Here is an 18162-nt window from a genome sequence, read left to right on the forward strand (position 1 = left end):
TCCTCCTTGCAACGCGGGCTCGAAGCCCAATCAACCGTTCGAGCGAAGACATGGCGACGGAGATGCTCGCTGAGGTACGAGTTCGAAACCCAAGGATGACACGCATCCCCGCCGCGCAGCCCGTTTATACACCAACGGCAACGTACAAGGATGAGGCGGGGGAGAAGTCGCGGCCAACGTTCCTCATCCTGACGCGCAGGCCAAGGGCCGGAGCCTCGAAGGACACGCCCTGGCATTGCTTCCTGCATCCATCCAACCCCGCCTCGCAGAAAAACAAAAAATCGATTTTCATTAAGGATCCCGCGCAAATTGCGGACTGCCGACGTCTCGTGCCGGAGACGGGTGGTTCTTACCCGAGTTAGCGCCTTGCACTCGGTCGCATGGTCGGGCAGGTTGGCGGCGCGAAGATCGATTCAAGGAGGCCGATGTGGCGCGAAGCTACAGCGTCTATGACGTGTTCACCGATCGAAAGCTTGCGGGCAACCCGCTGGCGGTGGTTTTCGACGGCGACAATCTCAGCGACGAGGCGATGCAGGCGATCACCCGAGAGATCAATCTCTCCGAGACGGTTTTCGTGCAGCCTTCAACCAATCCCGCCTATGCGGCGAAGCTCAGAATCTTCACGCCGGGCCGCGAGCTGCCCTTTGCCGGTCATCCCACGGTCGGCACGGCGGTGGCGTTGGCCGAGCGGGCTCACGGCGCAGCGGCGCTCGATCTCGTTACGGTGCTCGAGGAAAATGTCGGGCCGGTGCGGTGCGCGGTGCGGCTGCGAGAAGGTGAGGCGAGTTTTGCCGAATTTGACCTGCCGCGAAAATCGCAGCAGGCGGTCATGCCGCTCGACAAGCTCGGTATTGCCGATGCGCTGTCGCTGAAGGTCACCGAAATTGGCTTCGAAAATCACGTCCCCTCGGTCTGGAGCGCCGGCGTTCCGTTTCTGCTCATTCCGGTGCACGATGTCGGCACGGCGCAGCGGGTGGAATTCGATCCGCAGCTTTGGGAAAAGATCGTGCCCTTCGCCGATGGCGCGCTTGCCTCGGCCTATGTCTATTGCCGCGGCGGCGTCAATCACGTGGCGAAGTTCCATGCGCGCATGTTTGCCAGCGGTATGGGCATCGTCGAGGATCCGGCCACCGGCGCGGCGGCGGCCGCGCTCTCCGGCGCAATCCGCCATTTTGACCGGCTGACGGACGGGCACCATCCGATCATGATCGAGCAGGGCGTCGAGATGGGCCGTCCGTCCTTCATCCACCTGCATATCGATGTTGAGGGCGGAACGATTTCCAACGCACGGATCGGCGGCCAGGCGGTGCGGCTGGCGAGTGGCACACTCGATCTTTGAGCTATGCGAGCGCCGCGCTCCGGCAGGCGGGACGCTCTATCATCTCGAATTGGCGCGTCATCCCTCTCCAAGATCGATTCCGATTTCAGGATTGTGCGCCGCATTTCGGCACTGCGGAAAAATGTTTGAGATTAACCAAAGAATTTTCGCTGATGCGCTGGACAAGCCTGCCGATCCTGTTTATACGCCCCGTCACACCGCGCAGCCAAGCGCGAACGGGTGATTAGCTCAGTTGGTAGAGCAGCTGACTCTTAATCAGCGGGTCGTAGGTTCGAGCCCTACATCACCCACCAAATCTCTTGATAAGATTGATTGAATCGCGTCAGGGCATGGTCTCGTTTCGAGGCCGGCGGCATGTTTCGGCATGACTGGCTGCGTCGACCTGCGCACCCTATCTCTCCCTCGTTAACGGGAGGGGTCCATGAGAACCGTCATCTTCGTCGTGGCTTTATCCTTGCCGCTGCCCGCCTTTGCTGTCAGCGCAATGGAGGTCAGAGCGGGGGACCACAGCAGCAGCAAGCTTGCGCAGATCATCCGGCAGAACAAGAAGGTCTTTGTCCGTGTCGGCTTCGGTGGCCGCAGCTTCCGCTACCCGCCGGCGCAGTGCGACATGGGAGACAAGCGCAGCACCACAAGCGTTCGCGATGCCGAAGGGAGGGCTTGCGTTCTGGACTATGCCTGCGTGTTCGACCCGGCGTCGCCCTATAATTTTCCCTGAAATCAGAATTCGTTCTCAGTTGCGTGGGATATCATCCAAAACCGCTCACGTTTCTGCCGTTCATCACGCTCTCACATTCAGGAGTTTCCATGAAAAGCGTCTTCTTGGTCTTCGCCCTGTTGTTTCCGTCCGCAGCCCTTGCCGTCGAGGCGGTAGAGGTCAATGCCAGGGATCACAGCTGCAAGGAGCTTGCGCAAATCATCCGTAAGGACAAAGCCGTTTTCGTGCGTATGGGCATCGGCGGTCGCAGCTTCCGTTATCCGCCGGCCCGATGCAACCTGGGTGACAAGTACGACACTGCAACGGTGAGGGATGGAGACGGGAACATGTGCGTTCTCGACTACGAGTGCGTGTACGATCCGCAATCCTTCTACAATAGAATTCCCAATTAATCGGGCTGCAGGTTCCGCTTCACGCGGCGACCGTGAAATCGCTCGGTCTTCCCCGATAGACCAAGAAAAAAGGCCGGGCGAAACTCGCACCGACCTTCCTCGATCTGTCTCAATGACGGCTGCCAGTACATCCGTGGTCAGCCGTCAGAGACAAATTTAATAATCTCTAAATAAGTGCCGATTGCGGTTATTCAAGGGCTGGCCGTAGAAAAGAAGCTGGTGCCGATCTCGACTTTGAGGTTAGGGTCGCCCCAGTATCTTACGCTATTCAATGCATAGATCCTCCTTGGCGTGTCCTGCAGGATACGCCAAGGAGGCATCTAGCGCGGCTTCTTACGACCGGAGCGGTTACTGCTGGGCAGGAGCGGCCGGCGGGGTGGCCGGTGCAGGTGCCGGAGCAGGCGTTGCGCTGTTATCGGTCGGAGCGATCGGTTTAGCCGGGGCCGGCTCGGACTGGGTCGTGGAGGCTGTCGTATCCGGCGAAGTGCCGGGAGATGTGCTGCTCCACTGCGAATAGGCGAATGCAGCAACAGCGATCACGGCCAATGCAGCAACCCAAACAACCCACGTATTGCTGGTGCGCGCCGGCGGCGTCGTGCGCAGGTCCAGGTTCGGGTTCAGCGGGCGATTCGGATCGTTGGGATTATTGGGGTCGTACGTCATGGTACTTTCTCCTCTTTCGGTAAGGGAAGAAATGGATGAGTGGGACTTTTGTTCCATTCCGGGGCCGAAGCGTTTGTATTGGCGTGGTTTTTGGGGCTGGAGGGGTTCCCGGAGCGCTAGCGACGAACGCCTTGAGCGGCAAGCGAAAGGCATTGCGGAGGAGACACCCGAAGAGATCTTCGGCTGCCATATGCACGGCACAGCCGCCGTATAGACGGAAACAACCGCAGCGGAAGCGTTGTCCTTGACAGGGCGGGGTGTCTTTGCCAATGCTTTGGGTCTGGGGCTGCGATCACCCCACGAGGCGACATGCTGAAGAATCGCGTCCGGTAAAACCGATCAACGGAGGGACGCGTCATGCCGTCATTTCTCGAAATATCTCCCGACAAGCTCAGCCGGCTCATCGGAACTCCTGGGGCGCCTTGCATCATCGACGTCCGCACGGACGAGGATTTTGCGCTCGATCCGCGCCTGGTGCCGGGTTCGATCCGGCGCGAGCACTCCGAGGTTGCGTCCTGGGCCGATAGCATCGATGCCGATGCCGTCGTCGTGGTCTGCCACAGGGGAGCCAAACTCAGCCATGGTGTCGCCGCCTATCTCAGGCATGCGGGAATTGAGGCGGAAAGCCTCGAGGGTGGCTTCGAAGCCTGGGCCGCGGCCGGACCAGCGGTGCCCGAGGCAAAGCTGCCGCGCCGCGACGCGCAGGGACGCACCGTCTGGGTGACCAGGGCGCGGCCGAAGATCGACCGCATCGCCTGTCCCTGGCTGATCCGGCGCTTCGTCGATCCGAATGCCGTCTTCCTGTTCGTGCCGGCGCCTGAGGTTGTCGCCGTCGGCGAGCGCTTCGGGGCTGCGCCGTTCGACATCGAGGACGTGTTCTGGAGCCATCGCGGCGAGCTCTGCACCTTCGACGTGATGGTCGAGGAGTTCGGGTTGGCGTCCGAACCGCTCTTGCGCCTGGCGCAGATCGTCAGGGCGGCGGATACGGCCAGGCTCGATCTCGCACCCGAGGCGTCCGGTCTGCTTGCCGCCTCCCTCGGCCTCTCCAGAATGTATTCCGACGATCTGGAGCAGCTCGAGGCCGGAATGCTTCTCTACGATGCCTTCTTCCGTTGGTGCCGCGATGCGACCGAAGAGACCCACAACTGGCCCGCGCCGAAAAAGAGGGCATGAGATGGTCGATATGACGGAGAATGCGCCCGCCGGACAGGCGGGCAAGAAGGACGCGGGCGAGGGGCATCACCACGGCGTTTCGTTCGGGGAGGCCTTCCGGGTGTGGCTGCGCGTCGCCGCCTTGAGCTTCGGTGGCCCGGCCGGCCAGATCGCCGTCATGCACCGGATCATCGTCGACGAAAAACGATGGATCGGCGAGCACCGCTTTCTGCATGCCCTGAATTATTGCATGCTGCTTCCTGGGCCCGAGGCCCAGCAGCTCGCCGTCTATATCGGCTGGCTGATGCATCGCACATTGGGCGGTCTCGTCGCCGGCGTGCTCTTCGTGCTGCCGGGCTTCCTGTCGATCCTCGGCCTCAGCTATATCTACGCGGCTTACGGCAGCATCGGCATCGTCGCCGGCCTATTCTTCGGCCTGAAGGCGGCTGTCCTGGCGGTCGTCGTGCAGGCCGTCATCCGCATCGGCAGCCGGGCGCTGAGGAACCGCGTCATGCTTGCCGTCGCGGCCGCAGCCTTCGTCGCCATCTTCTTCTTCCACGTGCCGTTCCCGCTGATTGTGCTGGCCGCGGGAATTATCGGCTTCTTCGGCGGCAGGCTCGGCCTCGACGCCTTCAAGGCGGGCGGCGGCCACAAGGCCGCAAGCGGCGCGGTGCTGTCGGATGCCGAATCGGCGCTGGGCGAGGGTATTCCGGCGCATGCGCGCGCCAACCTCGCCTGGTCGCTGCGCATATCGGCTATACTGCTCGCCCTCTGGCTGGTGCCGGTCGCCGCCCTTTACACGTTCTTCGGACCAGGTGACGTCTTCAGCCAGATCGGCCTCTTCTTCAGCAAGATGGCGGTCGTCACCTTCGGCGGCGCCTATGCCGCGCTCGCCTACGTCGCGCAGCAGGCCGTGCAGCATTTCGGCTGGCTGAAACCCGGCGAGATGCTGGACGGTCTCGGCATGGCCGAGACCACGCCGGGGCCGCTGATCATGGTGCTCCAGTTCGTCGGCTTTATGGCCGCCTTTCGCAATCCAGGCTCGCTCGATCCGATGCTTGCCGCCACCCTTGCCGCGATCCTGACGACATGGGTAACCTTCGTGCCCTGTTTCCTCTGGATATTCCTTGGTGCGCCCTTCATCGAAAAGCTGCGCGGCAATGTGGCGCTTGCCGGGGCAATGTCGGCGATCACGGCGGCGGTGGTTGGGGTCATTCTCAACCTCGCCATCTGGTTCGGGCTGCACACGCTGTTTGCCGAAGTCGCGCAGGTCAGTTTCGGCAACCTGCAGCTCGATATTCCCGAGCTGCAATCTGCCGTACCGGCGGCAATCGCGCTCGCCGCCGCCGCCGCCATCGCACTCTTCCGCTTCAAGACCTCAGTTATTGCGACGCTCTTCGGCTGTGCGATCGCAGGCATGCTCTGGACGCTGGCGATGAATTGATCAGGCCTCTGCTCCCTCGGCGGGAATGCGGGTCGCGAGCATCTTGTCGATGCGCATGCCGTCCATGTCGAGCACCTCGAAGCGCCAGTCTTCGAAGAGGAAGGTTTCACCGGCTTCCGGGATATGCTGAAGCTGATGCAGCGCGAAGCCCGCCAGCGTATGGAAATCGGCGTCGGGGCGATCCTTGAGGCCCAGCCGTTCGAAGGCGTCGAAGGCCGGCATCATCGCGTCGATCAGCAGCGAACCGTCTTCACGTACGACGATGTCGGGCTCCTCGTCGGCGCCCGGCAGATCGCCGGCGATGGCTTCGAGCAGGTCTGTCTGGGTGACGATGCCCTCGAGACTGCCATATTCGTCGACGACGATGGCAAGGCGCACGGGCGACGCCTTGAAGCTGTCGATGACGCGCACGACCTTGCTACCCTCATGCAGCACCAGGGGCTGCTTGATCACCTCCAGCGGCCTGACCTTGCCGCCGTCGAGGACCTGATCGAGAAGATCCTTCTTCAGCACCATACCGATCGGCTCGTCGATCGAGCCGCGGGCGACCAGCAACTGTTCATGGCTGCATTCTCGGATCGTCTTCAGAATCTCCGCCTCGCTGTCGTCGGCATCGAACCATTCGATGTCGAGACGCGGGGTCATGATGTCGGAGATCGGCCGGTCGCCGATATTGAATACCCGTTCGACGAGCTGTTGCTGCACCTGGTTCAGAAGACCCGCCTCCTGGCTCTCGGCGACCAGCAACTTCAACTCCTGGGGCGAGTGGAACGAGGATTCGCCGGTTCCGGCGCGCAGGCCGACCGCCCGCAGCACAAGGTTGCCCATACCGTTCAAGGTGAAGATCGCCGGCTTGAACAATAGCAAGAAAAGGCCGAGGGGGCGCACGACCGCAAGCGAGGTAGCCTCGCTGCGCTGCAGCGCCAGGCTTTTAGGCGCGAGCTCGCCGAGCACGATATGCAGCGCCGTGATGATGACGAAGGCGATGACGATGGCGATGGTATGGGCGCCGGTCGTTACCCATGGCTCAGGCAGCCAGGAGAGCAACGGTTCGATCAGATGGGCGAGCGCCGGCTCGCCAACCCAGCCCAGAGCCAGCGACGAGATGGTGATGCCGAGCTGGGTGGCGGCGAGATTGGCGTCGAGATTGTCGATGGCGCGCTGGAGCGCGGAGGCATTCATGCGACCGGCCGCGACAAGCTCGGCAACACGGCTGCGCCTCATCGAAACCAGTGCGAATTCGGCGGCGACGAAGAAGCCATTGGCAGCGACGAGAAAGAACACGGCTAGTATCCCGACAAAGTCGAAGAGCCCGCCCGCGGATTCGGACATATTTTGCTTACCCCTGAATTGATGCGAGTCCGAAACTACACGCTCGCGCAGAGCTGGCAAGGCGCGGCCGCCATTCTTGCGATGCCGCGGCGCTTATCGCTTCGGCGCTTCGAAGAGCTCGACAGGGTTTCCGGCCGGGTCTTCCAGCAGGATCTGCTTGCCGCCGATGCCCTGGACTATGTCGTTGCGAAAATGCGCGCCCGCCCGGCGCAGCTTGGTGACTTCGGCTTCGAGGTCGGCGACTTCGATCTGGATGCGGTTCCATCCGCCGGGCTCCGGCTTTCGTCCGTCGGGCATTGCCTGGGAGGCGCCGCCCGGTCCGGTCGTGCCGCTGACGAGCAGACGAAAACCGTCCCTCGTCAGAATGGCGAAGCTCGTGGCCGGGTGAAGCGCGACCGAGAAGCCGAGATGCCGCGTGTAGAATTCCAACGCGGCGTCGACGTCGTCGACGATATAACGCATGCTGATGCCGGGCATGATTTCCTCCATCATCTCTTAAGTCGGGCGATGCCATGCGGCGGGTCCAACGGCCCGGCGCTCGATCGAAAGCGCGGAGCAACGCTCCGTCGTTTGAATCTGCGCCCAATTCTGCAGAAAATCGAATCCGATCTTCGGAGTATGCGTCGATTGCGTCGTGTCGGAAAAAGCGGCTATTCACCGGGAAATATAAGATTAATCTAAAATATGAGACCCACCCCGCAGGCATTGGATTCGATTACGAAAGTTTAATTTAAGTTTCAGTTTCGGTTCATCTTTTTGGACCTAGTTTGCTCCTGTGCCCAACACGAGGAACCCCACATGAAAAAGCTCTTCGCAGCCCTTCTTTCCGCTTCCTTCCTTCTCTCGCCGATCGTCGCCTCCCAAGCCAGCGCGGATGATTTTCGCCGCCCGCCTGTCGTCGTCCAGAAGAAGGTGATCGTCAAGAAGACGGTCGTGCGGCCGCATTGGAAGAAGGGATATCGTGTCAATGCCCGCGAGCGCCGTCATTTTCGCGACGTCAACGACTACCGCCGCTACCGCCTGGCGCCTCCGCCCCGCGGCTATCGCTGGGTCCGCGCCGATAACGATTTCCTCCTGATCGGCGTTACCAGCGGGGTGATCTCCAGCATTATCGTCGGACGCTGATTGGCGCGGCTTCGGCCGCCCTTTCGGTCTTGAGAATGGGGTTTGGTGGCCCCGCTTCGCGAATAGAATGAGCGAGGAGAGGGCGTGCCGTGTGGCACCCCCCTCTGGCCTGCCGGCCATCTCCCCCACAAGGGTGGAGATAGGCAAGAAGCTTGGCCTTCCTGCCTATCTACGGTTTCGTCGACCGCCACTTTAATTGTTTGGGGAAGCAGTTACGCCCAGTCGATCTCCCCACTTGTGGGGGAGATGCCCGGCAGGGCAGAGGGGGGTGCCAAGCACACCGACCTTTGTCTATTTCTCCCACATCATCCCCGCCGGTGCAATGGCACTATCTGTTCCGCGATAACCCTGAGCAATCCCCTGGCTTTTCGCGGCGTCTCATCGACAACGTCATGCGTCAACGGATGCAGCCCCTCGATCGGCGGCAATGGATCGCATTCATCGCAGACGCAGCGATAGCGTTTGATCGCTGTCGCCTTCATGCCGCCCGCCGGCTCCAGCTGGCGAAGGGGTCGGGCAGGTTGCGCCAGCGTTTGGGCGTGAAGGCATCGCTTTGCACCAGACAGGCGTCGAGTTCGCTCCTGATCCAGGCCTCGTCCATCGGGTCGGCGCCGATGAAGACGATTTCCTGGCGGCGGTCGCCCCAGACGGGGTCGAGATAGGGGCCGATGGCGCTGAGGAAACCGGGCGCGTCGGGCCATTGTTCGCGCGACACGGAAGCCCACCACAGGCCCATCTTGCCGGTGCGCACGATCGCGCCGGCCTGACTGATCTCGCCGACATGGTGCGGTCGGGTCGCCAGCCAGAAGAAGCCCTTGGTGCGCACCACGCCCGGCCATGTCCGATCGAGAAAAGCCTGCAATTTTGCCGGATGGAAGGGCCGTTTCTCGCGATAGACGAAGGAGCGAATGCCGTATTCCTCGGTCTCCGGCACGTGATCCCTGAAGCCGTGCAGCTCCTTGTACCAGAGCGGGTGGGTCTCGGCCCTCCCGATGTCGAAACGGCCGGTGCCGAGCACTTCCGCGAGCGGCACCTCGCCGAAATCGGCCTCGATCAGCTTCGCATCCGGATTGAGGCCGACGATGATCTTGCGCGCGGCGTCGCGCTGTTCCTCGCTTGCCGTGCCGATCTTGTTCAGCACCACGACATCGGCGAACTCGATCTGTTCGACCAGCAGGTCGACGATCGTCCTGTTGTCGCCGTCACCTGCGGTCTCGCCGCGGTCGGCGAGGAAATCGGCCGAGGCATAGTCGGCCAGCAGATTGGCCGCATCGACGACGGTCACCATCGTATCGAGCTTTGCGACGTCGGAAAGGCTCTGGCCATTCTCGTCGCGGAATTCGAAGGTGGTGGCGACGGGCAGGGGCTCGGCGATGCCTGTGGATTCGATCAGCAGGTAATCGAAGCGGCCCTGATCAGCGAGAGCGCGCACCTCCTTCAACAGGTCGTCGCGCAACGTGCAGCAGATGCAGCCATTGGTCATCTCGACCAGTTGCTCCTCGGTGCGCGAGAGATTGGCGCCACCATCGCGCACGAGTCTGGCGTCGATGTTCACCTCGCTCATATCGTTGACGATGACGGCGACGCGCAGGCCCTCGCGATTGGTGAGCACATGGTTGAGCAGGGTCGTCTTGCCGGCGCCGAGAAAGCCGGAGAGCACCGTGACCGGAAGTCTGTTGTCCATGGGAACCTCATTGGTATTTATGTTATATCATTACATATCTGACGCCGAAAAAAGGCGGAACGGGGTCATCCGCCTCTTTCCGCCTCAGCTCTTTCCAGGGCGTCGCATGAATCTCATGCGCTGGAAAGGCAAGCCTTCATGCTATCGGCAATGCCGCGCATGAGGGTGAAGTAGAGATCTGGGCCGGCCTTGAGCGTTGCCGCTTCCGGGTCGAGCACGCCTGATTTGGCGCTCGTGCCCTCGATGACGACCTTGACGAGGCGCGGCTCGAATTGCGGTTCGGCAAAGACGCAGGTTGCGCCGAGTTCGCCGACCTTTCGGTGGATTTCCGAGACGCGCTCGGCGCCGGGAATGGTTTCCGGGCTGACGGTGATCGAACCGGCGACACGGATGCCGTAACGATGTTCGAAATATTGGTAGGCGTCGTGGAAGACGACGAAGGGCTTGTCCTTGACGGGGGCGACGGTGGCGGCGATCTCGTTGTCCAGCGCCGTCAGCTTGTCATCAAGCGCCTTGGCATTGGCCTGATAGGTCAGCGCATTGGCGGGATCAGCGGCGACCAGCGTGGTGGTGATGACGGTGGCCATCGCTTTCGCATTCATCGGGTCGAGCCAGAGGTGCGTGTCGAAGGCGCCATGCCCGTGCTCATGTTCTTCATGATCGTCGTGATGCGCTTGGTCACTGTCATGTCCGGGCTCAGCCGCATGATCGTGATCATGGTCATCTCCGGCGGCATCCGCATGCTCGGGGGCGCTTTCATGGTCTCCGTCGTCATGTGCCTCGAAGGCGCCGCCTTCGCGGAAGGGCAGCTTGGTCAAACCAGGCGCATGGTCGAGTTCGACGACACTGGCGTTCGAGCCCAGAGCCTCGAGCGGCTTTTCCAGAAAAGCCTCCAGGTTCGGGCCGACCCAGAAGATGACCTTGGCCTCCTGTAGCGACCGCGCGTTCGAAGGCTTCATGCTGTAGGTGTGCGGAGAGGAGGCGCCATCGACGATCAGTTCCGGCTCGCCGACGCCCTGCATGATCGCCGCAACCAGCGAATGGATCGGCTTGATCGAGGTGACGACGACGGGCGCATCGGCTGCCTGCATCGTGCCGGCAAGGAGCAACGCAGGGATCGCAAAGGCCGGGATGGCGAGGGTAGCCGGAATTCTGAGGGCCAGGCTGTGCAGGACAGGCCCTAAGGCGCGTTTCATCATATGCTCCGCTTGAATTGCAAGTGTTATGTTATTACATCAATTGCGTTATGCTATAACGTGTGCAATAGCAGGATGCAACAGCGCTTTCGGAAAATTTGATGCTCTCTCCCGCAAATGCCAAGGGCGAACGGCTGGTTTCGCTCGAAGATGTCGGTGTCCTGCGCGGCGGCCGCTGGCTGGTGCGCGGCGTCGAATTTTCGGTCTCGCGCGGCGAGATCGTCACGCTGATCGGGCCGAACGGCTCGGGCAAATCGACGAGCGCCAAGGCGGCGATCGGCGTGCTGAAGCCGGACGAGGGCAGGGTCGACCGTCTCTCCGGCCTCAAGGTCGGGTATGTCCCGCAGAAGCTTTCGATCGACTGGACGCTGCCGCTGACGGTGCGCCGGCTGATGACGCTGACCGGGCCGCTGCCGGAGCGCGATATGCAGGCGGCGCTCGAAGCCGCCGGCATCGCCCATATGATCGGCGCCGAGGTGCAGCACCTTTCCGGCGGCGAGTTCCAGCGGGCGCTGATGGCCCGCGCCATTGCCCGCAAGCCCGACCTGCTGGTGCTCGACGAGCCGGTGCAGGGGGTGGATTTCTCCGGCGAGATCGCGCTTTACGACCTCATCAAATCGATCCGCAATGCCAGCGGCTGCGGCATCCTGCTGATCTCCCACGATCTCCATGTCGTCATGGCCGAGACCGATACGGTGATCTGCCTCAACGGCCATGTCTGCTGCCGCGGCACGCCTGAGGCCGTCAGCCGCAGCCCGGAATATGTGCGCCTGTTCGGCAGCCGGGCGGCCCAGACGCTCGCCGTCTACAGCCATCACCACGATCATACGCACTTGCCGGATGGGCGCGTGCAGCACGCGGACGGCTCAGTGACCGATCATTGCCATCCCGAAGACGGGCATCACGCTCATGCCGCGCATGAGCACGCTCATGGGACTCATGAGCACGGGCATGACCACGCTCATGACGCTCATCATGGGCACGATCATGCTCATGAACACGCCCATTCCCGCAGCGGGGAGGGCCGCCATGCTTGACGATTTCTTCGTGCGCGCGATCCTTGCCGGCGTCGGCCTGGCGCTGACGACCGGGCCGCTCGGCTGCTTCATCATCTGGCGGCGCATGGCCTATTTCGGCGATACGATCGCCCATTCGGCGCTGCTCGGCGTCGCATTGTCGCTGCTCTTCGAACTCAACCTGACGCTGGCGGTCTTCGCCGTCGCCGCGCTCGTCTCGGTGCTGCTGCTCTTCCTGCAGAAGCGCCAGGCGCTGTCGGCCGATGCGCTGCTCGGCATCCTCTCGCATGCGACACTGGCGATCGGCCTCGTCATGGTCGCCTTCATGAGCTGGGTCAGGATCGATCTTATCGCCTTCCTGTTCGGCGATATCCTGGCCGTGTCCACCACCGATATTGCGCTGATCTGGGGCGGCGGGCTGTTCGTGCTGGCGGCGATCGCCTGGCTGTGGCGCCCGCTCTTGGCTGCCACCGTCAATGCCGAGCTTGCCGAGGCCGAGGGGCTGAGCCCCGAGCGGGCGCGGCTGTTCTTCATGCTGCTGATGGCCGTGGTCATCGCCATTGCCATGAAGATCGTCGGCATCATGCTGATCACCTCGCTGCTGATCATTCCGGCGGCGGCGGCGCGGCGCTTCTCGGTCACGCCGGAGATCATGGCGGTGCTCGCTTCGCTAATCGGAGCGGCCGCCGTCGTCGGCGGACTGTTCGGCTCGCTCACCTACGACACGCCGTCAGGCCCCTCGATCGTGGTCGCGGCGCTGATCCTCTTCATTCTCAGCCTGCTTCCCGTCAGGCGCCGCGCGCTCGCGCAAGGACAAGGCTCATGACAACACCGCAGCTCACCAAGAACCAGTCGCTGGTCTTCGAGGTGCTCGAGAAGGCCGAGGGGCCGCTCAGCGCCTATACCATCCTCGACAAGCTGCGCGACCATGGTTTTCGCGCGCCGCTGCAGGTCTACCGAGCGCTGGAGAAGCTTCTCGAATATGGCGTCGTGCACCGGCTCGAAAGCATCAATTCCTTCGTTGCCTGCGCCCATCCCGGCGACAATTGCCACAGCCACGGCATCGTCGCCTTCGCCATCTGCGAAAGCTGCGGCCAGGTGATGGAATTCCACGACCACGAGGTCGACCACCGGCTGATGAGCTGGGTGCGTGGGCAGAAGTTCAAGCCCGAAAAGACCACGATCGAAATCCGCGGATTGTGCCAGGCCTGCGCGGCGTAAGACGGGGAGCCCGTCCCGTTGCAAACGATAGGGCGATCAAAAAGATAAGGCCGGCAAACCGGCCCTGCATTTGTTGACAATCTTTTTCCGTCCGAGTCATCCTCGCGCTGGCTTCGAGGATCTGCTTCGTGTCGAACGCAGGGAGATGCTCGCGACAAACGCGAGCATCAGGATAGAGGGTTCGCCGCTCTGCCGGCCAGCGGAGTGGCGCTGGCAAACCGCCTTAACCGTTCCGATCAGTTTTTGCCCGAACCGCCTTTGCCGGAACCGTCATTACCGCCCTTTCCGGCCCCATCGCTGCCCGCGCCGTCGTTGCCACCCTTGCCAGCACCGTCATTGCCGCTGCTGCCCGCGCCCTCGTTGCCGCTCTTGCCGGCATTGCCATTGCCGCTGTTGCTCGCGCCGTCGTTGCCGCTGCTGCCCGCGCCGTCGTTGCCGCCCTTGCCGGCACCGTCATTGCCGCTGCTGCCCGCGCTGTCATTGCCGCCCTTACCGGCACCGTCATTGCCGCTGCTGCTCGCGCCGTCGTTGCCGCCCTTGCCGGCATCGCCATTGCCGCTGCTGCCCGCGTTGTCGTTGCCGCTCTTGCCGGCATCGCCATTGCCGCTGCTGCCCGTGCCGTCGTTGCCGCCTTTGTCGGGACCGTCGTTGCCGCCCTTGCCATGGCCGTGATCTTCCCCGTCCTTGCTGCCGCCGTGATGGTCTTCTCCATCCTTACCGGGTTCATCCTTGGCGTGGTCGTGATCCTTCCCGTCTTTGCCGCGGCCGTGATCATCGTGGTCCTTGCCGCCCTTGTCGCCCTTGCCGCCCTTGCCGCCCTTGTCGCCTTTGCCGCCCTTGTCGCCCTTGTCTCCCTTGTCGCCTTTGCCGCCTTTGCCGCCCTTGCCGCCTTTGTCGCCCTTGTCGCCCTTGTCGCCTTTGCCGCCCTTGTCCCCTTTGCCGCCCTTGCCGCCCTTGTCTCCCTTGTCTCCCTTGTCTCCCTTATCGCCCTTATCGCCCTTATCGCCCTTGTCGCCCTTGTCGCCTTTCTCGCCCTGGTCGCCCTGGTCACCGCTGCCGCCCTGGTCGCCGCTGCCGCCCTGGTCGCCGCTGCCGCCCTGGTCACCGCTGCCGCCCTGGTCGCCGCTGCCGCCCTGATCGCCGTTGCCGCCCTGGTCACCGCTGCCGCCCTGATCGCCGCTGCCGCCCTGATCGCCGCTGCCGCCCTGGTCGCTGCTGCCGCCCTGATCGCCGCTGCCGCCTTGATCGCCGCTGCCGCCCTGATTGCCGCTGCCGCCCTGGTCGCCGCTGCCGCCCTGATCGCCGCTACCGCCCTGATCGCCGCTGCCGCCATTTTGGCCGACGTCTTTGCTGTCCCCGTCATCGCCACGGTTGCCATTGCTGGCGTTCGAGCTGGTGCTGGATGTCTTCTTGTCGCCGGCGTCATGGCTGCTGCGATCTTTATCGTTCGGACCGAACTTGCTGTCGGTCTGTATTGCCCGCGTGGGCATGCACAGCCTGTATTCGAGCGTGCCGCGAACTGCGGCCTTGCAATTAACGACTGTGGGGGCTGCCGTTGCCAAGCTGCTGCTTGCCAGAAGGGACGCCACAGCGAGGCTGAATTTTGCTGCTCTGCTGATCATTTCACTCGTCTCCCAAGGTTAATTAACCGTTAATGGGAAGAACGTTTATACTAACAAGGGATTAACATGAAGAATAAACAATGGTTAATCTGTTCCAATCACCAAATACAGTTAAATTCACAAGTATAAAATTTTAATAAATTTTTATACTGGCTGTGCTATTCTCCCGTTACGAACAGAGGGAATCGGCCATGAAGCGTCTCCTTTCTCTTGCGGTATTTTTGGTGATTGTTCCGCATTTTCAGGTAGTTGCGGGATCGTCGCTGCCCGTGACGCGAAGCATCGGCGCACCGGTGGGATTCGCTGCGGCCTGCGCCAAGTACAAGTGGCTGTGCGGCAGGACGGTGGCGCAAGAGCCGAACGATCAGGCGGGAATAGCGCTTCTTCAAAAGGTCAATCGCTCCGTAAACGGACGTATCGTTTCGGCGGAAGATCGCTCGTCATCCGGAAATGGGGATGTCTGGTCACTTCCGGTTGCCGGCCGTGGCGACTGCGAGGACTATGCGCTGCAGAAGATGAAGGACTTGATCGAGGCGGGTTTTCCATCGAACAGGCTGGCGCTTTCCGTGGTGATCGGACCGCATGATCAGAACCACGTCGTTCTGATTGCCCGCACGGCCGGCGGCGATTATGTGCTCGACAATCTGACCAGCGCTGTGAAGCCCTGGCGCACGACGGGTTACACGTTTCTGGCCACCCAGGATTTCCAGTCCCGCACCGGCTGGCGCGTGACGCTTGCCGGCCCCCGCGCCGGCGAGTTCTCCTGAGCTGAAAGCCGCAAGGCGGCGCGCTCGCTGCCGAAGGCTTCAGCCGCGCAAGGAATTCGTCCGTGACCAAAACCGAACTTGCCGATCTCTACCGAGGCTACATCGCCTGCCTGAACCGGCAGGACTGGCCCGATCTCGGCCAGTTCGTCGACGAGGATGCGGTCCATAATGGCCGGCGGCTTGGGCTTGCGGGCTACGTCGCCATGCTGGTGCGGGATTTCGATCTGATTCCCGATCTTTCTTTCAATGTGCGGATGCTTCTTATCGATCCGCCTTACGTCGCCTGCCGGCTGGGCTTCGACTGTTCGCCGAAAGGAAAATTTCTCGGGCTGGATGTGAACGGCAGGCGCCTTTCCTTCACCGAAAACGTGATCTACGAATTTCGCGGCGGAAAAATCATCGAGGTCTGGTCGGTCATCGACAAGGCGGCGATCGAGGCTCAGCTTGTGGACGGGCTGTGACACGGCGGAGCTGGACTTCGTCAGAGGATGGCGACGCGCTCGCCGAAAGGCGTATCCTCGTCGAAATTGCGGGTGCCGATCCGCTCGCTTTCACCAGACAGGAGCGGCTGTTCCGCTGCTTCCCCGGCCTCTTCTCCTTCGCCCGATCGCGCATGCCCATGCTGCTTTCGTGGATGCTCCTCGTGGTCGACGAGCAGATTCGCATGCGGAACAAGATTGCCCGCACCATTCGTCTCCGCGGCTCCGTTCGATGCCTGCTGATCGGCAGTGATCTGCGACTGGCGGGCGGCAATCCAGGCATTGTCGGGTTCCGAGCCGATCGAGGTGCTGATGCCGACCTTGGTGGGCTCGGACGCGGCCGTGGAGGAGATGCGGTTGACGGCTTCGACCATGGGGCACTCCTGCTGGTGTGAACCGGCGGACCAGTTGAGCCGTCATCCGACGGCTGATTGGCCGATCCAAGATTCAAATATTGGGCCTCAGCGGGAAAACGCAAGGCGGCATGGCTGCCCTCTGGAAAAGGCGGATTCAGGTGCGAAGGCGGGAAATTCGACGATGGATTGCATGGGCGGCAAGCTGCCTAGCGCGTGCAAGATGTAAGAATCAGAAACACTTTGTGACTAAGCTACTACAAAAGCTGCACTTTTCGACTTGCGAGGGAAGTAGAGATAACGGATATTGCTCTCATGTTGAGGACGCTCTCATGATCCGAATGATAGAAGACCCTGCCGAACTGGCTGGCGAAGACATCACTGGCAAATATATTCTCCGTAAGCTGAATTATCATTGGTTCGCTTACGGCAAGGCGGCCATCGTGACCGCCTGTAAAGGCACGATCCTCCATCTCGATCGGGAGGAAACGGTCTATTCCGAGCGCTGGGGCCGTCGCGCCTATACAGGGACCGGTAAGCGTTATCCCGGCGGCATCTGTCCCATTTCAGCGGTCGCCTGTGTTTGCGATACCCCCGAAGACGTCAATGCCGTCATTCAGCTGGATGTCGAAGCGCAGGACGAGTTCTATCAGCTGATCGCCAAGACCGAAGCCAGGGTTCGGGCGCTTGCCGCTTCGTCGGGAGAGAACCAGTTTTTGGAAGCGGCCGAATAGGCGTTTTTCAACAATATCCAACACTGCCGCAACGGCAGTCTCCGGCCACGCAACTGCGGAAACACTGATGTCTGTTATTGGAGAGTTTCATTTGCCGCCTTGCCACGGTTGTTGCGCGCGTTTACTTCCTAAATCAGGCGTTGGACTGTCGGATTTTTGCCGCCGCTGCTGACAGCAGAAGGCGCTTGCCCGGTGGAGCGGAAAACGGTCATGACGCAGGAACACAGCCAGCTGCGTCGCTCGTTTGCGGCGGCGCCGTCGCTCGGATCGCTCGCGATAACCGTCGCAGTGATGGTTGTTGCACTGTTCTGGCCCGCCGGCACGTTCGCCTGGCCGCGCGGCTGGATTTTTCTCGGCCTCTTCCTGGCGCTGACTGCAATCGCGCTCGTCTGGATCTCGCGGACGAATCCGGAGTTGTTCGCGGCGCGCAGCCGATATCAGAAGGGAACCAAGCGTTGGGATGCCGTGGTCGCGACGCTGACGATCATTCTCTTTGCTGCCGTTCTTCCGGTCGGCGCGTTCGACGACGGCCGTTTCCACTGGGCGCCGCAACCCTGGTGGGTCGTTCTCCTCGGTTATCTCGTGATGAGCGCCGGCTATCTCGGCCTCACCTGGGCGCAATCGGTCAACCGGCATTTCGAGCCGACGGTGCGCATCCAGACCGACCGCGACCACAAGGTGATCGACAGCGGGCCCTACGCCGTGATCCGCCACCCTGGCTATGCAACCGCCATTCTGCTCGCCGCCGGGACAGCGCTGTCACTCGGGTCGCTCTATGCGTTGATCCCCGTGGGGCTGCTCGTCGTCGTGCTCGTCGGCCGGACGCTTGGAGAGGAGGCGGAGTTGCGCAAGGGGCTTGGGGGATATGCGGAGTATATGGCTCGGGTGCGCTGGCGGTGGGTTCCGGGTGTTTGGTGAGGGTACC

21 protein-coding genes and 1 tRNA gene are annotated in these 18162 nt (G+C 62.0%); 15 read left to right on the forward strand and 7 right to left on the reverse strand.

Annotation, left to right across the window (positions count from 1 at the left end):
- The 5 genes from QWJ46_RS27735 to QWJ46_RS27755 form a co-directional block, all read left to right on the forward strand.
- A partial coding sequence (locus QWJ46_RS27735) for a hypothetical protein (protein WP_302755435.1) occupies positions 1-362 on the forward strand: 362 nt, incomplete at its 5' end.
- Between the two features lie 65 nt (positions 363-427).
- Positions 428-1339 carry a PhzF family phenazine biosynthesis protein gene (locus QWJ46_RS27740; protein WP_064803601.1) on the forward strand — a complete coding sequence of 304 codons (912 nt, stop codon included), beginning with the start codon at positions 428-430 and terminating at the stop codon, positions 1337-1339.
- A 217-nt stretch (positions 1340-1556) separates the two neighbouring features.
- A tRNA-Lys gene (locus QWJ46_RS27745) sits at positions 1557-1632 on the forward strand.
- A gap of 128 nt (positions 1633-1760) precedes the next feature.
- Entirely contained in the window at positions 1761-2057 is a 297-nt protein-coding gene (locus QWJ46_RS27750; RefSeq protein ID WP_302755439.1) for a hypothetical protein, read from the forward strand.
- Between the two features lie 89 nt (positions 2058-2146).
- The gene (locus QWJ46_RS27755) at positions 2147-2449 is read left to right on the forward strand and encodes a hypothetical protein (protein WP_302755440.1); all 303 of its coding nucleotides are present in this window, start codon (positions 2147-2149) and stop codon (positions 2447-2449) included.
- Positions 2450-2797: 348 nt separating this feature from the next.
- Here the strand turns inward: QWJ46_RS27755 and QWJ46_RS27760 are convergent, their stop codons facing one another.
- Positions 2798-3112, reverse strand: a complete 315-nt coding sequence (locus QWJ46_RS27760) for a hypothetical protein (RefSeq protein WP_302755443.1) — start codon at positions 3110-3112, stop codon at positions 2798-2800.
- A gap of 357 nt (positions 3113-3469) precedes the next feature.
- Between QWJ46_RS27760 and QWJ46_RS27765 the strand changes: the two genes are divergently transcribed.
- Positions 3470-4285 carry a chromate resistance protein ChrB domain-containing protein gene (locus QWJ46_RS27765; RefSeq protein WP_302755445.1) on the forward strand — a complete coding sequence of 272 codons (816 nt, stop codon included), beginning with the start codon at positions 3470-3472 and terminating at the stop codon, positions 4283-4285.
- 1 nt (position 4286) lies between these two features.
- Positions 4287-5708, forward strand: coding sequence for a chromate efflux transporter (chrA, locus tag QWJ46_RS27770; protein WP_302755447.1), 1422 nt, complete (start codon positions 4287-4289; stop codon positions 5706-5708).
- Here the strand turns inward: chrA and QWJ46_RS27775 are convergent, their stop codons facing one another.
- Entirely contained in the window at positions 5709-7040 is a 1332-nt protein-coding gene (locus tag QWJ46_RS27775; RefSeq protein ID WP_184460148.1) for a hemolysin family protein, read from the reverse strand.
- 93 nt (positions 7041-7133) lie between these two features.
- Complete coding sequence (locus QWJ46_RS27780; protein ID WP_302755448.1) at positions 7134-7517, reverse strand: VOC family protein; 384 nt, start codon at positions 7515-7517, stop codon at positions 7134-7136.
- 321 nt (positions 7518-7838) lie between these two features.
- On the opposite strand from QWJ46_RS27780, the gene QWJ46_RS27785 reads away from it, so the two are divergent.
- Positions 7839-8165, forward strand: coding sequence for an RcnB family protein (locus QWJ46_RS27785; protein ID WP_302755449.1), 327 nt, complete (start codon positions 7839-7841; stop codon positions 8163-8165).
- Positions 8166-8643: 478 nt separating this feature from the next.
- On the opposite strand, the gene zigA is transcribed toward QWJ46_RS27785, so the two are convergent.
- Both zigA and znuA read right to left on the reverse strand, forming a co-directional pair.
- A complete protein-coding gene (gene zigA / locus QWJ46_RS27790; protein WP_302755450.1) occupies positions 8644-9849 on the reverse strand; it encodes a zinc metallochaperone GTPase ZigA in 1206 nt (401 codons plus the stop codon).
- Positions 9850-9962: 113 nt separating this feature from the next.
- Positions 9963-11045 carry a zinc ABC transporter substrate-binding protein ZnuA gene (gene znuA, locus QWJ46_RS27795; RefSeq protein ID WP_302755512.1) on the reverse strand — a complete coding sequence of 361 codons (1083 nt, stop codon included), beginning with the start codon at positions 11043-11045 and terminating at the stop codon, positions 9963-9965.
- 101 nt (positions 11046-11146) lie between these two features.
- On the opposite strand from znuA, the gene QWJ46_RS27800 reads away from it, so the two are divergent.
- From QWJ46_RS27800 to QWJ46_RS27810, 3 genes are read left to right on the forward strand one after another with little or no spacing between them, the layout of a single operon-like run.
- Positions 11147-12082: a metal ABC transporter ATP-binding protein gene (locus QWJ46_RS27800; RefSeq protein ID WP_302755451.1), complete on the forward strand. Its 936-nt coding sequence runs from the start codon at positions 11147-11149 to the stop codon at positions 12080-12082.
- Entirely contained in the window at positions 12075-12887 is an 813-nt protein-coding gene (locus QWJ46_RS27805) for an iron chelate uptake ABC transporter family permease subunit (protein WP_184460144.1), read from the forward strand. The genes QWJ46_RS27800 and QWJ46_RS27805 overlap by 8 nt, the downstream gene beginning before the upstream one ends.
- Complete coding sequence (locus QWJ46_RS27810) at positions 12884-13282, forward strand: Fur family transcriptional regulator (RefSeq protein WP_302755455.1); 399 nt, start codon at positions 12884-12886, stop codon at positions 13280-13282. Before QWJ46_RS27805 ends, QWJ46_RS27810 begins: the two co-directional genes overlap by 4 nt.
- Positions 13283-13518: 236 nt before the next feature.
- On the opposite strand, the gene QWJ46_RS27815 is transcribed toward QWJ46_RS27810, so the two are convergent.
- Positions 13519-14904 (reverse strand): hypothetical protein, encoded by a 1386-nt coding sequence (locus QWJ46_RS27815; RefSeq protein ID WP_302755457.1) that lies wholly within the window; start codon positions 14902-14904, stop codon positions 13519-13521.
- A 191-nt stretch (positions 14905-15095) separates the two neighbouring features.
- On the opposite strand from QWJ46_RS27815, the gene QWJ46_RS27820 reads away from it, so the two are divergent.
- Positions 15096-15671 carry a transglutaminase-like cysteine peptidase gene (locus tag QWJ46_RS27820; protein WP_302755459.1) on the forward strand — a complete coding sequence of 192 codons (576 nt, stop codon included), beginning with the start codon at positions 15096-15098 and terminating at the stop codon, positions 15669-15671.
- Between the two features lie 62 nt (positions 15672-15733).
- A complete protein-coding gene (locus QWJ46_RS27825; protein ID WP_064810726.1) occupies positions 15734-16132 on the forward strand; it encodes an ester cyclase in 399 nt (132 codons plus the stop codon).
- A gap of 20 nt (positions 16133-16152) precedes the next feature.
- Here the strand turns inward: QWJ46_RS27825 and QWJ46_RS27830 are convergent, their stop codons facing one another.
- Entirely contained in the window at positions 16153-16524 is a 372-nt protein-coding gene (locus tag QWJ46_RS27830) for a hypothetical protein (RefSeq protein ID WP_184460141.1), read from the reverse strand.
- 311 nt (positions 16525-16835) lie between these two features.
- Here QWJ46_RS27830 and QWJ46_RS27835 point away from each other — a divergent pair, with 311 nt between their 5' ends.
- Together QWJ46_RS27835 and QWJ46_RS27840 are read left to right on the forward strand one after the other, a co-directional pair.
- Positions 16836-17237, forward strand: coding sequence for a hypothetical protein (locus tag QWJ46_RS27835; RefSeq protein ID WP_184460140.1), 402 nt, complete (start codon positions 16836-16838; stop codon positions 17235-17237).
- 210 nt (positions 17238-17447) lie between these two features.
- Positions 17448-18155: an isoprenylcysteine carboxylmethyltransferase family protein gene (locus tag QWJ46_RS27840; RefSeq protein ID WP_302755467.1), complete on the forward strand. Its 708-nt coding sequence runs from the start codon at positions 17448-17450 to the stop codon at positions 18153-18155.
- Positions 18156-18162 lie beyond the last annotated feature (7 nt).

Origin of the sequence: Rhizobium sp. CBN3 (genome assembly GCF_030518245.1) — a bacterium.
GTDB classification, from domain to species: Bacteria; Pseudomonadota; Alphaproteobacteria; order Rhizobiales; family Rhizobiaceae; genus Rhizobium; species Rhizobium aethiopicum_A.

Excerpts from the sequence above, each read along its gene's own strand:
- QWJ46_RS27750 (WP_302755439.1), top strand. The coding sequence starts at position 1,761 with ATGAGAACCGTCATCTTCGTCGTGGCTTTATCCTTGCCGCTGCCCGCC.
- QWJ46_RS27755 (WP_302755440.1), top strand. The coding sequence starts at position 2,147 with ATGAAAAGCGTCTTCTTGGTCTTCGCCCTGTTGTTTCCGTCCGCAGCC.
- QWJ46_RS27760 (WP_302755443.1), bottom strand. The coding sequence starts at position 3,112 with ATGACGTACGACCCCAATAATCCCAACGATCCGAATCGCCCGCTGAAC.
- QWJ46_RS27765 (WP_302755445.1), top strand. The coding sequence starts at position 3,470 with ATGCCGTCATTTCTCGAAATATCTCCCGACAAGCTCAGCCGGCTCATC.
- chrA (WP_302755447.1), top strand. The coding sequence starts at position 4,287 with ATGGTCGATATGACGGAGAATGCGCCCGCCGGACAGGCGGGCAAGAAG.
- QWJ46_RS27775 (WP_184460148.1), bottom strand. The coding sequence starts at position 7,040 with ATGTCCGAATCCGCGGGCGGGCTCTTCGACTTTGTCGGGATACTAGCC.
- QWJ46_RS27780 (WP_302755448.1), bottom strand. The coding sequence starts at position 7,517 with ATGCCCGGCATCAGCATGCGTTATATCGTCGACGACGTCGACGCCGCG.
- QWJ46_RS27785 (WP_302755449.1), top strand. The coding sequence starts at position 7,839 with ATGAAAAAGCTCTTCGCAGCCCTTCTTTCCGCTTCCTTCCTTCTCTCG.
- zigA (WP_302755450.1), bottom strand. The coding sequence starts at position 9,849 with ATGGACAACAGACTTCCGGTCACGGTGCTCTCCGGCTTTCTCGGCGCC.
- znuA (WP_302755512.1), bottom strand. The coding sequence starts at position 11,045 with ATGAAACGCGCCTTAGGGCCTGTCCTGCACAGCCTGGCCCTCAGAATT.
- QWJ46_RS27800 (WP_302755451.1), top strand. The coding sequence starts at position 11,147 with ATGCTCTCTCCCGCAAATGCCAAGGGCGAACGGCTGGTTTCGCTCGAA.
- QWJ46_RS27805 (WP_184460144.1), top strand. The coding sequence starts at position 12,075 with ATGCTTGACGATTTCTTCGTGCGCGCGATCCTTGCCGGCGTCGGCCTG.
- QWJ46_RS27810 (WP_302755455.1), top strand. The coding sequence starts at position 12,884 with ATGACAACACCGCAGCTCACCAAGAACCAGTCGCTGGTCTTCGAGGTG.
- QWJ46_RS27815 (WP_302755457.1), bottom strand. The coding sequence starts at position 14,904 with ATGATCAGCAGAGCAGCAAAATTCAGCCTCGCTGTGGCGTCCCTTCTG.
- QWJ46_RS27820 (WP_302755459.1), top strand. The coding sequence starts at position 15,096 with ATGAAGCGTCTCCTTTCTCTTGCGGTATTTTTGGTGATTGTTCCGCAT.
- QWJ46_RS27830 (WP_184460141.1), bottom strand. The coding sequence starts at position 16,524 with ATGGTCGAAGCCGTCAACCGCATCTCCTCCACGGCCGCGTCCGAGCCC.
- QWJ46_RS27835 (WP_184460140.1), top strand. The coding sequence starts at position 16,836 with ATGATCCGAATGATAGAAGACCCTGCCGAACTGGCTGGCGAAGACATC.
- QWJ46_RS27840 (WP_302755467.1), top strand. The coding sequence starts at position 17,448 with ATGACGCAGGAACACAGCCAGCTGCGTCGCTCGTTTGCGGCGGCGCCG.